This window comes from Chryseobacterium sp. MDT2-18 (genome assembly GCF_030815285.1).
Taxonomy (GTDB): domain Bacteria; phylum Bacteroidota; class Bacteroidia; order Flavobacteriales; family Weeksellaceae; genus Kaistella; species Kaistella salivictor.
Genome location: NZ_JAUSWQ010000016.1, coordinates 1 through 14483, shown reverse-complemented (window position 1 = coordinate 14483; position 14483 = coordinate 1). Strand labels below are relative to the sequence as shown.

Here is a 14483-nt window from a genome sequence, read left to right as displayed (position 1 = left end):
AAATAAAAGAAAAAAAGGAAGAAAATTAAAGGCCATAAATGAAAAATATTTTTAAAATTGAGATTAATGAAAACAGAATCTTTGGATTGGATCTGTTAAGAACATTGGCCATTTCTTTTGTGGTTATCGAACATGGCTCTATCTTACTTCCCACTAAATTAGTTCCTATTAATAAATTTTTTGCCTTTGATGGGGTTACTGTTTTTTTTGTTTTGAGCGGTTTTCTGATTGGAGGTATTCTGATAAAATCCATCGCTAGAAACGGCATTTCAATACAGGTGATTAAAAATTTCTGGATCAGAAGATGGTTCAGGACTTTACCCAACTATTTTTTAATCCTTTTGATTCTCTGTATGCTCCACTTTTTAACGAACAAAGACTTTACCATTGGCAGTGTGAGCAGATATTTTTATTTTTCTCAGAATCTTTTCACGGAACATCCAGGTTTTTTTCCTATAGCTTGGAGTCTAAGTGTTGAAGAATGGTTTTATTTACTATTACCTTTTTTATTATCTGTTTTTACCTTCATATGCAGTAAGTCTGTTCAGAAAGCGGTCTTATTTACCTGTATATTCGTAATTCTTGAGGTGCTACTCTTCAGATATTACAGGTATTTAACTGTTCCGCTAAATACTTTTGACGATTGGGATCTGATATTCAGAAAACAGGTGGTCACCAGGATGGACAGTCTAATGTTTGGTGTATTAGGAGCCTATATAAAGTATTTTCATCCTATAACATGGCCTCGATATAAAAAACAGTTATTTGTTTTCGGAATTATTTTATTTGTTATTTCAAAATATCTTACTCCCACCTATACTCATTTTACCGATATCTTTGCCTGTGTCTTTAGTTTTGATTTGAAATCGATATCGATACTTTTTCTTCTGCCGTTCCTCAGTGAGATGAAAACAATTAAAAATATGTTTATTTTTCAATCAATAACCTATATCAGCTTAATATCATATTCCATCTATTTATTGCATTTCTCAATCGTATGTAGATTTCTGATATTACCAGTTTTACCATGGTATCTTATTAGTGATAATATATATATCATCGGCATTCTTAAATATTCCATATATTTAGCAGCAGTAATTTTGCTGTCAATTCTGTTGTATAAATATTATGAAGTTCCAATGACTTCCCTCAGAGATCGAAAAATATTTAGCCGAAAAAAAATATAATCCGTTTTAGACTATAAATTCATGTTTACGCACCGTATCACTGTCTTTACTCCGACCTACAACAGAGCACATACTTTGGAGCGTTTATATCAATCGCTGCAGCAACAAATTTTTATAGATTTTGAATGGCTGGTCATTGACGACGGTTCTACAGACCGTACACCAGTGCTATTTGAAAAATGGACTGCAGAAGAAAATCCCTTCCCTATCCACTATCATTTTAAAGAAAACGGCGGCAAACATACGGCGATTAATTTCGGATTGGATCAGGCACAGGGTGAATTGTTCTTCACAGCAGATTCTGACGATTTTTTAACAAACGATGCCTTGCAAAAAGTAAACAGGTGGGCTGCTTCTTTACCTGCAAACGAAAAATTTTGTGGGGTAGTCGGAAATTTGGGAAATAGTCCTGATGAAACCCCCAATACCATTTTTAAAAGGGAATGGAGAGATGCGACACTCTTAGAGCGTTATCCCGAAGTGTCGGTTACCCCACTAGACGGGGAACGCGCTTTTATCTTTTTTACAGAGATTCATAAAAGATACAGATATCCTGAATTTGAAAATGAAAAATTCATCACTGAAGCGGTAGCGTGGAACAGAATGGCTCATAATGGCTTTAAAATGAGGGTTTTTAATGACATTATCTATATTTACAAATTTCTTCCCAATGGTTTGACTTCGTCCGGCAGCAAAATATTCATTGATAATTCCAAAGGTTACGGACTTTGGCTGAAGGAAAAAGCACAATTCTGTAAGTACAGCACCCGCATGAAATTGAAAATGTATTATTCTTACTTTTCTTCCCAAAAAAGCAGATTGAGTACCACGGAAATCGCTACGAACATAGGTGCTTCTTATTTAGTGATTTCATTGATGTCCATTTTATATTCACTAAAAAATTGCTATAACCGGTTCCGATAGAAATACCTTTAAAAAAAAAGTTTAATTTTACCAACTTAACCTCAACCTTACTCCCTTGTTCGACTGGATCCCTGCAGAATATTATACTGTCATTCAATATCACTTTTTGTTTGTGATTGCATTGCTGATCACTTTTCATGCCATTATTTTTGATGTGAAAGATGAACAGAGTATTAACTTTTTTTATGCTTTTGGATATGTGGTAATGGTAGCCATGTTATTCTACATGGGCTTACGGCCGATCAGCTATGTATTTGACGATACGCTCGCTTACGCGGATGCGTTCCGGCTTTTGCAAGCGGGTAAAGAGTTAAAGATTGAAAAAGATTACCTTTTTAATTATTTTTTGAAATTTTGCAGTAATTTCATTGATATCCATAGTTTTTTTTTCATAGTTGCCTTTTTATATATTCTTCCCTGTTATCTGTTCTCCCGTAAATATTTTAAGAAATATTGGTTTTTTGCCCTCTTTATGTTTTTTTGTTCCTTCTCATTTTGGAGTTATGGAACAAATGGCATTCGAAACGGTCTGGCAACTTCTTTCTTTTTGTTAGGTCTATATTATTATGATAAAAAATACCTGATGTATTCTTGTCTTGCCGTCGGTTATTTTATGCATGCCTCGCTGGTTATTCCAATAGTGGCACTCATTATATCTGGTCTTTATAAAAACCCTAAAATTTATTTCTATATTTGGTTATTGGCAATACCCTTGTCTTTAGTTGGAGGCAGTTTTTGGACCAATTTTTTTGGAGGTTTAGGGTTTGAGGATCGCACAGAAGGATATCTTACCAATGCAGAAAAAAACATCAATGCGATCGTAAAAGTAGGCTTTCGCTGGGATTTTCTTATTTACAGCGGTTCCGCAGTTTTTATGGGTGCCTATTTCATTTTTAAAAAGAAAATTACCGATCCCTTTTATATCCATATTTTCGGGATTTACTGTATTGCCAATGCCTTCTGGATTCTCGTGATTACCGCGGCTTACAGCAATCGATTTGCCTATCTTTCCTGGTTTTTAATGCCTGCAATTTTCGCCTATCCCATGTTCCGCTATAAAATCTGGCAGGAGCAGTATAAAGTTTTTGGTGCAATTTTATTTGCTTATTTTATGTTTACGTATTATATGTTTATCATTAAATATATGCTTAAATAAATAGGATATTTTTCTACTTTTACAATATTATTATAAAAAATGCCACTAATTTCAGTAATCATCCCTTGCTATAACGTTGAAAAGTACGTTATCAAATGTTTGGAATCTGTTTATTTGCAGCAATTTCCTACTGAGGAATTTGAAGTGATCTTAGTAGATGATGAGTCTACCGATGACGTTGTAAAAATTGCCACCGCATATCTTACAGGTAAAACTAATTGGAAAATCATCAGACAAAGTAATAAAGGATTGGGCGGAGCTCGAAATACAGGGATAAGAAATGCTGTAGGTAAATACATTATTTTTCTAGATGCTGATGATCAGCTGGTGTTGCAAAATTATTTTTTTTTGAAAAACTGTAATGCTCAAATTATTCAACTGGCATCTGAAAATGTTTCAAATTCCGGCCGTGTCATTAGCAGCTACCATCCTCCGGATATTACCAATATTAAAGGCAGGGATTTTTGGTTAAATCACGTGATCATGCCATCCGTCTGCAATAAAATGTATCTTAGAACTTTTCTTAATGACCATAGTTTGGAATTTAAGGAACATCTTTATAGTGAAGACATTGAATTTAATTCACGTGCTTTTTTTTATGCAGAAAATGTGAAAGTTAAAAATCAGATATTTCAGCATTTTTTGCAGACGCCAGATTCTATAACCAGAAACAATTGTATCACCAATCGTAAAAAACTTTTCGGAGATCTTTTTGCGATTATTAAATATTTGGTATTATTTAAAGAGGACAAATCTAAGTTAGTAGAAGATAGAAGGTATTTCGATAAAATCATTAGTGATATAGCTTTAGGTGCTATAAATATGGGGTTAAGGAACGCGATCGATAAATCCGAAGTTTATAAACTGAAAGAATTCCTTTTAACTCATAATATTCCTATTTTTACGATTGTATATGATAATAACTATAAAAATCTCTTCAAATATATTTTACGGATTCCATATTCTGTCGTAATATTAAAAATATTATTAAAAAAATGAAAGTTCTACAGATTATTGACAGTCTTCCAGCCACTAGTGGCGGAGCAAGGTTTGTCGTTAATTTAGTTAAAAAATTAGCAGAAAGAAACATTGATTGCCAGCTTCTGCTCATTGATGGTGCTAAATCACATTTTCTTGATGAACTGAATTTGGCTAATATAAAAATTATTAGTTTGGATGATGGTGTAAAAAATAGATACCGTTTTAAATATATTAGAAAAATAGCTTATTTCATGACCGATTTTGATCTTGTTCATGTACATGTCTTTCCTTCTTCATACATGGTAGCTGCCGCAACGTTACTAAAAAAAGATGTCACCGTTGTATTTACAGAACACAATTCCTATAACAGGCGAGCAACAAACTGGGTTTTTAAATTGATTGAAAAGTTCGTCTATTCACGGTTCAATAAAATAATATGTCTATCTGATCAGGTTTTAAAGTTTGTTACTCAAAATCTCTCCATACCTTTAGAAAATCTCTGCATTATTGAAAATGCCATTGATACCCACGCAGTAATTAATGCAGTGCCGTATTCTAAAAAGGAGTTGGGATATGAAAATAGTGACTGGCTCCTTCTTATGAGTGCACGATTTACTTTACAAAAAAATCACAAGGTTCTTATTGAAGCAATGTGCTTATTACCTGAAGACGTTAAACTTTTATTAGCTGGCGATGGAATCTTAAAAGAAGAATTGGAAATGCAAGTCTATAAATTAGGTCTCACGGACAGAATACAATTTCTAGGTTCTCGGAAAGATGTTTTCCGCCTTATGAAATCAGTTGATATTAATGTTTTGTCTTCTAATTTTGAAGGCCTATCTTTAGCAGCTTTGGAAGCTATGACAGTGGGGAAGCCTTTTATTGCCTCCAACGTTGAAGGGTTGGACTTTGTGGTGCAAGACCCTCGTTTGCTTTTTGAAAACAATCCGAAAAGTATAGCCATGCTTGTTTCAGATTTAATTAATAACGAGCAATTACGGAAAACAGCTGTAGAAATTTGTGCTGAGCGCTCTAAAAAATATGATATTGATGTGATGGTAGATAAATATATTGAAGTTTACGAGGAAGTTTTAAAAAAGAATGATGGCAAATAAAAAAAAATTATTCATTATCACCACTATCCCGATGTCTTTTGTTTTTTTTAAAGGCCAACTTTTGGTATTGCGCGAGAAATTTGACATTACTCTTATTTCATCTCCAGAAGCTGGCTTATATGAAACGGCATCTTTTAATAAAGTAAAATGTTATGGTATTAAAATGTCGCGTGAGATCTCTTTGTTTTCTGACGTACTAAGTCTTTTTAGACTACTTTTTTATTTCGTTAAAAATAAGCCCGATATTTTACATGCCAACACGCCCAAAGGGAGTTTTTTATCTTTAGCAGCGGGTTGGTTGTGTCGGGTTTCGACCAGAATCTATTATGTCCACGGTTTAAGGTATCAGGGTGAAAGCGGCTTTAAGAAGAAACTGTTGATTGCCATGGAAAAATTATCTTGTTTTTTTGCTACTGATATTATTGCCGTTAGTAATGGCGTAAAAGACCATCTGCAGCAAGATTTTATTACGACTAAAGAAATAACGGTAATTTGGAATGGCAGTATCAATGGAATCGATTTAGATTATTTTGATCCAGCCCACCCTGATCTTTCTAATATTGAAAGCGCCCACTTGATACAGAAGTACGATTTTGTATTCGGTTTTTTAGGTAGATTGGTAGGTGATAAGGGGATTAATGAACTTGTAGCTGCATTTGAACAATTGAATCTTGAGTATTTAAATATTAAATTGCTGTTAGTAGGTGGATACGAATCTCATTTGGATCCTTTACAGCAAGAGACCCTTTTATCAATAAAGACCAATCCAAATATTGTACATGTCGGTTTTCAGGAAGATGTCAGACCCTACTTAGAAGCAATGGATTTATTTGTCTTTCCGTCATATAGAGAGGGCTTTGGTATTTCTTTGATGGAAGCCGCTGCAATGAACGTTCCCGCAATTTCTTCCAATATTACCGGTTGTAATGAAATTATCGACGATGGGATTAATGGTTTTTTAATTCCGGTAAAAGACAAAGAGGCAATCTACCTAAAAATGAAATATGCGATTGAAAATAGATTGGCAATCAGTAAAATGTCTGCGGTCACAAGAAGTATGATCAAAGATAAATTTGAACAGCATAAATTATGGAATAAAATTATAAGTTTTTATGAAGGAATAAAGCACTAAAGCCAGTGCGTTTACCTTGTATTATAAATAAATGAAAAAACTCACCGTTTTCACTCCTACCTATAACCGCGCCTACTGTCTGGGCGACTTATACCAAAGTCTCTGCAGGCAGACCTCTGCCGACTTCCTCTGGTTGGTGATTGACGACGGCTCTACTGATGGTACAGCCGCTTTGGTGGCGGGATGGATGGAAGAGGGTAAAATAGAAATCCGCTATCATTACAAAGAAAACGGAGGTATGCATACTGCCCACAATCTGGCTTATGAAAACATAAAAACCGAACTGAATGTCTGTATCGATTCTGATGACCAGATGACCGATGATGCAGTGGCAATAATTAATGGCTTTTGGGACAAAAATAAAGGGGATCAATATGCCGGTATTTTAGGGCTGGATGTGTATAAAGACGGGACGATTGTTTCTGCGAAGAAATTTCCAGAGAATATCAAATCGGGGAAGTATTATGAACTGGCTGGAAAATATGGTCTTTCGGGTGATATTAAGTTTGTGTACCGCACAGAAATCATTAAGAAATATATGCCCTACCCGGTATTCGAAGGAGAGATTTTTACCCCTTTGGGCTATAAATACCTGTTGATAGATTACGATTATGAGATGCTTTTCCTCAATGAGCCCCTTTGTATCGTTGATTATCGGGCAGATGGGAACAGCCATAATCTGATCAGGCAGTATTTCCGGAATCCTCAGGGATTTCTGGAAGAAAGGAAAGTCAGAATGAGCTCCTCTTATACCTTTGGTGAGCGCCTTAAGAATACCGTTCATTTCATAACCGCTCAGCTCATTCTGAAAAAATACCTTTTTTGGGCAGACAGTACCAATAAGCTTTTAACGATTGTTGCCATGCCTTTGGGTTTTTTATACTATTTTTATCTTCTCTATAAATTAAATTATGACCGGACGAGAAAGTTTTAAAAAATATCATCCGATAATCGCTGTTCTGGGAATGTTTTTTTCTGTGTTCGGCCGAAAGGGAAATCTTTTTCTCTTAAAGGGTTTTCGCCATACCTCTGGGAAAGTCGGTTTGGTTCTTCGGTATGTTTTTCTTAAAAATGCGGCAGAATTTGTAGGGGAGAATGTTTCAGTACAACCGGGGGTGTATCTGCTTAATGTTCAGAATTTACATCTTGGCAATAATGTGAGTATTCACCCCATGTGCTATATCGATGCGAAAGGAGGGATAAAAATTGGGAATGACGTTTCTGTAGCGCACGGCTCCAGTGTTTTGTCGACTAACCACGACTGGACGGATAGGAGAGTTCCCATTAAATACAATACAGTGCAATTAGAAAAAGTCATTATAGAAGATGATGTTTGGATTGGATGTGGTGTCCGTATTTTGGCGGGGGTTCATATTGGAAGCAGAAGCGTTATTGCCGCCGGATCTGTGGTCAGTAAGAACGTAGCATCGAATACGATCGTTGCAGGAGTTCCTGCCAGAATGGTCAAAACGATTTAGCCCATTTAAGGCGCAAAAGTTTTCATGAGTTTAGAAAATCTATGATTTTCCTACTACTTTGTCTTCTTACTAGAAACTACTTTAAACTCATGTATCTCATGTGTCTAAAATAAATGTAAACAGGCTCTTAAAAGGTTGAGCAGTGATATAGATGAAAAAATTAACACCCTTCAATGGAAGGGGGCATACACAAAAACACAAATTAACAGCCTTGAAAAAACTGATCCGCATTACGACCATTCCTCTTTCCCTGGACAAGCTTCTGGGGGAGCAGCTGACGTATATGAATCAGTTTTATGAAGTCACCGCTGTTTCTGCGGATCAAAAGGAACTCGAAAGGGTGGCCGCTAAGTATGGCGTCCGACACCACCATGTGGAAATGACCCGTACCATTTCTCCGCTGAGAGATATTGCAGCAGTCTGGCGGCTCTATCGTTTTCTGCGTCAGCAAAAGCCCCATATCTTGCACAGTCACACCCCGAAAGCCGGCATTGTCGGCATGATGGCTGCGTGGCTGGCCGGTGTTCCGCACCGCCTGCATACGGTTGCCGGTTTGCCCCTTCTCGAAAGGGGAGGCTCGAAAAGAACCTTACTGAACCACATTGAAAAACTCACGTGCCGGCTGGCGACCCAAGTCTATCCCAATTCTTTTGAACTTCAGAAAATAATCATGCGGGCCCAATTCTGTGCGCCCCATAAAATGAAGGTCATCGGGCAGGGCAGCAGCAACGGCATCGACACCGACCATTTCAGCCCGGCCCAAATTACCGCTGACGAACAGCTAAACCTGCGCACCCAACTGGGGCTTGCTCCGGACGATTTTGTTTTCATCTTCGTAGGCAGGCTGGTTTGCGATAAAGGGATTAATGAATTGGTTGCGGCTTTCAAAAATGTCGCTTCGGCCCGTTTCGGCTTCGCTCAACGACCGGTGCCCGGTGACCAGAGTTTGAGGCCGATTGGCGGAAATGTAAAGCTCTTATTGGTTGGCCCTTTAGAGCAGGAGCTCGATCCTTTGCGTGCAGAAACTTTAAGTGACATAGAATCGAATCCCGATATTATTTCTGTCGGTTTTCAGGAAGAGGTGCGGCCTTATTTTGCAGTCAGCAATGCGTTGGTGTTCCCGAGCTACCGGGAAGGTTTTCCCAATGTGGTTCTTCAGAGTTTAGCCATGGAACTTCCCGCCATCGTTACCGACATCAACGGCTGCAATGAAATGGTCCGCAATGGATTTAATGGCCTTGTGGTTCCACCAAAAAATGAAGCTGCCCTTCAAAATGCGATGGAACAGCTTTTCAGTGATCCGACTTTGTATGATGAGCTGAAAAGTAATGCCCAAAAGAGTGTCCTGCCTTATGAGCAAATCGTAGTCTGGGAAGCGCTTTTGGAGGAGTATAGAATGGTTTCGGAGATGAGTGAGCGCAGAAAATGAGCGGGCAAGTAAAGAAAAGACAAAACGTCTTTTGAGCATTTGAAAAAACTTTGTTATCTATTCCGAAATGATCTTCGCTCCAGGCAAAACTGTTTTTTATCCCATGAAAAGATTTATTGGTGTCCGCAATTTCTTCTATAGCTAAATTTTTCACTAAACAAAAAGCGATATGAAGTGGCAAATAACTCAAGTGATGATCCATGACTGGATTAAAACTATAGGAAAGTGATACGTCAAATTGTAATTTATTACCATTGCTGCGCATATACGCGGGGATATAGATTGGGTATCTGATTATTTGCTCTAATGTAATCTCTCCTTCAATTAGATAAGCAATAGAATTGTTGTCTGTTGACAGTAGCTTTTTTTTGTCTGGTCGGCCAAAGCCGATGAGACTTTTTAATAAATCTTCCGAATCATTGTAAGCAGGTAAGTCGGTTTTTTTATAATAACCAGCACTGTTCATTAGCATTGCTTTTACAGACTGTGTTCTGATGTTTGGATAATGCTTTAGAATTTCAGCAGCATATGATGTTAATAGGGGTGTGGCAAGACTTGTTCCACACGTTCTTCCGTAAAATTTTTCTGCATCGACCGTAGTTGAGCGGAGAATCTGCATACCCGAATTATAATTAAAGAGATCGCCGCCCTCCATCAAAAAATCAGGTTTATTTAAATTTTTATTTTGACTGTTTGTGTTAATTTTTGAACCATTGATTGTCTGATTAAAGTCAAAGTGGAATTTTCGCGTATAATGTGCCGGATAAAGAGGTGAAGGGGTCACGTCTGAATGATCCCCTTCCTCCAGATTATGTGCAATTGCTCCCACTGAGATATTGTTTAATGATTCAGATGGGCAGCAAATATTGGTATCTTCACACAGATGGGAATCTGAATCTGTATTCAGACAGTAAAAGAAGTTAGGATATTCATGATCGCCATGAGGGAAATCTTCTTTTAAAGATTTCAGGCTTTCTTCGGAAAAATTTCCAACTGAGATGAATAGCAGCAAATCTTCTTCATAGGCAAGTTTATCAAGTTCGTATGCAAATCGGCTAAAGGTTGAATTGTATTTTTTAGCGCCTGGAATCACAAGGGACATATTGAAAAGCTTCACCCCGTAGTTCCTTCTGGCATCTCTTATATCCGAGATCAATTTTGGAATATTGAGTTCGTCATTACTGAAATGCAGTGCTTTGATGTTAATGATTTTTGCTTTAGCGGGATAGGTGTCTTTTTCTTCCAAATAGAACTCATCTCCCAGTATTACTAAACCTGCAACCAGTGTACCATGACCTTCCTCATCCCATTCCGCAGGATGATTGGTGTGATTGTAATTTGCTGTCAGCAGCGCTTCGCGAAATGGATCGATGCGGGTAATACCGGTGTCTATAATTCCTATCACAGGCAAGTTGTCTGCAACTGTAATCGTGAAGCCGTATTCTCTAACGGGACCAGCTATTCCAGGGCGAATGTTTCCTGCTCGAGAACTAATTATTGTTTTGACAATGTCAAAATTATTTATTATCAGTGTTAATTGTTCCTGCTCTATTTGATGGATTTCAATTATACCAGGGGTGCTTTCTAAATAAGTATAGGGAATCGATAGCTGATTTAATTTCGCAAATAAAATTTCTTTTTGACTGTTGTACACATCAATTAAATGGGTAGATATTAAAGAAAATACCAGACCGGTAGCCTCAGAGGTGTTAACTCGGTCTTGTGAAGTGTAAAATGAAAATCTTTCGATTAAGACCAATAGATTGTATTGTGCATTTTGATAAGTTGTCTCCACAGCACTGTCTATAATGGTCTGTAAATGTTGCAAAAAAATTTCAAACTTTTCCTCTTCTTCAATCTGGAAGAGGACGGTTCTGTTAAAATCTGTATATTCTACTGGAGTAATACCATATTTGTTTAGAAATAATCTATGGAGGTCGTTATCAAATGATTTATAGAAATGAATTTTGATAAAATCTATAGTATAGGGGAGATTTAATGAGCGGTTGGTTTCTCTTTCTGTCCGTTGTACTGAAAAAGATTCTTTGTAGGTTCTTAAATAATGTTTTTTGGCTTCACTTATGGTTCGATTGGTATTATCCGAGTGTTCCCTATTAACATTTCGCTGTCTATTAAAACCAATCTTTTGTGCTGATCCATTATTTAAATAAATTATTCTATTTTCCATCATTAGTTTTTGTAGAAATAAAAATATTAAAAAATGTTTGATTCAGCACTATGAATCTGATTGTTAGAGCGTATCAAATTCTAAAAGATATTTGATTTTGTTAAATATTAATCTTTGTGCGATGTCACTCTCTGAAGTCTCCCGACTCGGCGCTTTGTTTTCAGGAAACCTAGAGTGGGTTAGGGTTTGCTTCCCAATTGCTTCGTAATACCGATCAGCGCATTGGTGTAAGACTTCTTTTGTTTCGGATAATTCATTTCCGAAAGATGAGTAGGATGATTGTGATTGCTGCGATGATGTTATATATTTTTAGGGTTTTCATGTCCGTAGTTTTTAAAAATATAAAAATATAAGTGAAAGGAACAGATGTTTTCGGGAAGATTACAAAGGGTGAGAAGACCCTTTTTTTTGGTTTTGGGGGAAACCGTAATTGGGGTTGGAAAGTAATTTGTATTTTTAGAGTTTAAGAGAATGCAAATGAGGATCTTCATAAATAGTTACCGGTTTTGGGTGAGTATGTAGTAAGGTTTTATCATACATATCAACAAGTTATCTGCAAGTTTAAAAAACTACTATGGAAAAAATAAAAACAATAGACAAAACAAAATTAAATAAAATTCTTAAAAATCCTGATACGAGTGGATTAGCATATAAAAGATATGGAAAATCGGAAAATATTAAAGATTATTCAGAAAGGGAAATAAGTGAAATGGTTTTAGGGATTTATAGTCACAAAAAATATCTTTTAGTGGACGGAGATTATTTTGTTAATATTAACGAAGTAAAGGGAACTGAATGTATTTTAGAAGATGTTTCCTATCATAAAAAGCCAACACTTGAAACGTTTAAAGACAATACTTGCAATGCAATTAGTAATATTCGGACATTTTATGTAAAAGATTATTTTTTAATTACAGAAGACTCTAATGGAGAAAATACAAAACATAAAATCACTAAATACTTATACAAAATTGGATTTTTAAATTCTGGAAGAGGGAAATTTAATGGACTATATAGTATCGCAAATGATTATGCAACTATAGAACAGGGATTATTCCCAAAAGATCTTTATCATCCAATTAAAAGATATATTAATGGCTTATTTTTCAGTGATGATTATAGAATTTCTGATTTCAAAGTAATAAGTTCATTAAAAATTACAGCGAATTAAAAAAGCAGCAGATAACATATTCCACTACCGGATATGAAGTTTTCTTCGAAGATTTTAGCGATTAATACAGATTTAGTGATTATTCCGAACAAAGTACACCCTGCTGCGCAAAGTCTCCGACTTTGAGCCACAATAATTACATTCCTCACAAATTAATGAGATACGGTTTTTTCTGATTTATACGGTTTGAAGACAGATGTTTTAAGCACAAGCTCCAGATTAAATTTTTTGATGATAAAATGATCGTTCAACTAATAAGGGAATAAGTCTTTGGAATGTTGATATGATTTTTCCTTATTGACTTCTTTGTAGTATCGTTCGGAACATTGATCAAGAAGATCTTGAGTTTTCTGCAAATCATTTAGAAGTTGTTTTACCCAAATAACAAGCAGTAGGATGATTAGTACTGCGATAACATTGTAGATTTTTACAGTTTTCATAGAATTCGTTTTAACAAATATAGAAACACAAATGATAATCAGTGAGTTTTTTGATAGAAAGGGTGAAAATATCTCGCGGAAGTGCAATCCGTGACTATTTTCGATATAGGAATATATAAAATTGATGAATAATCCTAATGGGAGTTGGGATTTTTTGTTTTTAGGGGAAACCGTAATTGGGATTGAAAAGTTGTTTGTATTTTTAGAGTACAATAAAATGCAAATACTTTGCTATATTTGGTTTAATAATAATGTATCACTATAGTCATACAAATGCACCCAGATTTGGGCGGCTTTATATGATTTTGTCATACATATAAACGAGTTAGCCGTCATTTTAAAAACCGACAGTACAGAACAAATGAGCAGAATAAATTGGACAGACGAAAAACTTTTTTCACGACTTTTAAACAACAAATCTGACCGAACTTATTGGGAAAATATTAGTGTTTTAAGAAAACGACCAACAAAAGAAATATTTGAAAAATGTATCGAATTAACAAAAAGTGAAAGTCCAAAACAAAGAGAAATTGGAATTGATATTTTAGCACAATTAGGACTTCCACCAAGACCATTTTACAAGGAAAGCAATAAATTGTTTTTTGAACTTATTGAAAACGAGAGAGACCCAAAAGTAATTATGTCCATTTTATTTGCAGTTGGACATAATCAAGAGAAACTAACAAAAATCCAAATCGACAAATTGTGCGAATTTAAAAACACAGAAAATAGTTTAATAAAAGAGGGTTTAGTTTCGGCATTAAATGGAATTGACAAATCAAAAGCAATAGAGACATTAATTCATTTATCCAATGATAAATTAAACTATATTAGAGATTGGGCAACATTTGGAATTGGAACTCAAATTGACCGAAATAATAAGAAAATCACACAAGCCTTATGGAATAGGATTAACGACAAACACCAAGATACTAAATTAGAAGCAATTGTTGGTTTAGCAAAACGTAAAGATATTCGTATAAAAGAAATTGCACAACGGGAATTACTTGCAGGCGAATATGGAACTTTATTGTTTGAAGCAATATTAGAAATTGGAGATACAGAGTTTTTGAAAATTATGAAAGAACACTACAAAGAGGAAATTAAGAAAGAAAATATAAATCCAGAATGGTTGAAAGACCTACAAAATTGTATAACAGAATTAAGCGAAAAAATAAAAACGAACGGCTAACATTATGCCGAATAGAAAAAAGGCCTAACACGTAAAAATGTTAGGCCTTTTTGCTATTCGGTGTTCAGCGACGCCACTCATTTTTCATAG

At 35.6% G+C, this 14483-nt stretch carries 11 protein-coding genes and 1 pseudogene; 11 read left to right on the top strand and 1 reads right to left on the bottom strand.

The genetic code is table 11. From position 1 onward, the window contains the following. The first annotated feature begins 38 nt into the window (after window positions 1-38). The 9 genes and pseudogenes from QF004_RS13305 to QF004_RS13265 all read left to right on the top strand — a co-directional run. Entirely contained in the window at window positions 39-1187 is a 1149-nt protein-coding gene (locus QF004_RS13305; protein ID WP_307427217.1) for an acyltransferase, read from the top strand. A gap of 21 nt (window positions 1188-1208) precedes the next feature. Then, window positions 1209-2111, top strand: coding sequence for a glycosyltransferase family 2 protein (locus QF004_RS13300; protein ID WP_307427214.1), 903 nt, complete (start codon window positions 1209-1211; stop codon window positions 2109-2111). A 55-nt stretch (window positions 2112-2166) separates the two neighbouring features. Then, complete coding sequence (locus tag QF004_RS13295; RefSeq protein ID WP_307427211.1) at window positions 2167-3267, top strand: EpsG family protein; 1101 nt, start codon at window positions 2167-2169, stop codon at window positions 3265-3267. Window positions 3268-3306: 39 nt separating this feature from the next. Continuing rightward, window positions 3307-4266, top strand: a complete 960-nt coding sequence (locus QF004_RS13290) for a glycosyltransferase family 2 protein (RefSeq protein WP_307427209.1) — start codon at window positions 3307-3309, stop codon at window positions 4264-4266. After that, window positions 4263-5363, top strand: coding sequence for a glycosyltransferase (locus tag QF004_RS13285; protein WP_307427206.1), 1101 nt, complete (start codon window positions 4263-4265; stop codon window positions 5361-5363). Before QF004_RS13290 ends, QF004_RS13285 begins: the two co-directional genes overlap by 4 nt. Beyond that, window positions 5350-6495, top strand: coding sequence for a glycosyltransferase family 4 protein (locus QF004_RS13280; RefSeq protein ID WP_307427204.1), 1146 nt, complete (start codon window positions 5350-5352; stop codon window positions 6493-6495). The genes QF004_RS13285 and QF004_RS13280 overlap by 14 nt, the downstream gene beginning before the upstream one ends. Before the next feature lie 31 nt (window positions 6496-6526). Beyond that, window positions 6527-7429, top strand: a complete 903-nt coding sequence (locus tag QF004_RS13275) for a glycosyltransferase family A protein (protein ID WP_307427201.1) — start codon at window positions 6527-6529, stop codon at window positions 7427-7429. Continuing rightward, window positions 7407-7973: a DapH/DapD/GlmU-related protein gene (locus tag QF004_RS13270; RefSeq protein WP_307427198.1), complete on the top strand. Its 567-nt coding sequence runs from the start codon at window positions 7407-7409 to the stop codon at window positions 7971-7973. The genes QF004_RS13275 and QF004_RS13270 overlap by 23 nt, the downstream gene beginning before the upstream one ends. A gap of 151 nt (window positions 7974-8124) precedes the next feature. Beyond that, window positions 8125-9252 (top strand): annotated as a pseudogene (locus QF004_RS13265) (glycosyltransferase family 4 protein); the annotation flags it as partial. A 13-nt stretch (window positions 9253-9265) separates the two neighbouring features. On the opposite strand, the gene QF004_RS13260 reads toward QF004_RS13265, so the two are convergent. Next, window positions 9266-11593, bottom strand: coding sequence for a S8 family peptidase (locus tag QF004_RS13260; RefSeq protein ID WP_307427195.1), 2328 nt, complete (start codon window positions 11591-11593; stop codon window positions 9266-9268). Between the two features lie 571 nt (window positions 11594-12164). On the opposite strand from QF004_RS13260, the gene QF004_RS13255 reads away from it, so the two are divergent. Continuing rightward, window positions 12165-12761, top strand: coding sequence for a hypothetical protein (locus QF004_RS13255; RefSeq protein ID WP_307427193.1), 597 nt, complete (start codon window positions 12165-12167; stop codon window positions 12759-12761). 801 nt (window positions 12762-13562) lie between these two features. After that, window positions 13563-14393 carry a hypothetical protein gene (locus tag QF004_RS13250; RefSeq protein ID WP_307427190.1) on the top strand — a complete coding sequence of 277 codons (831 nt, stop codon included), beginning with the start codon at window positions 13563-13565 and terminating at the stop codon, window positions 14391-14393. Window positions 14394-14483 lie beyond the last annotated feature (90 nt).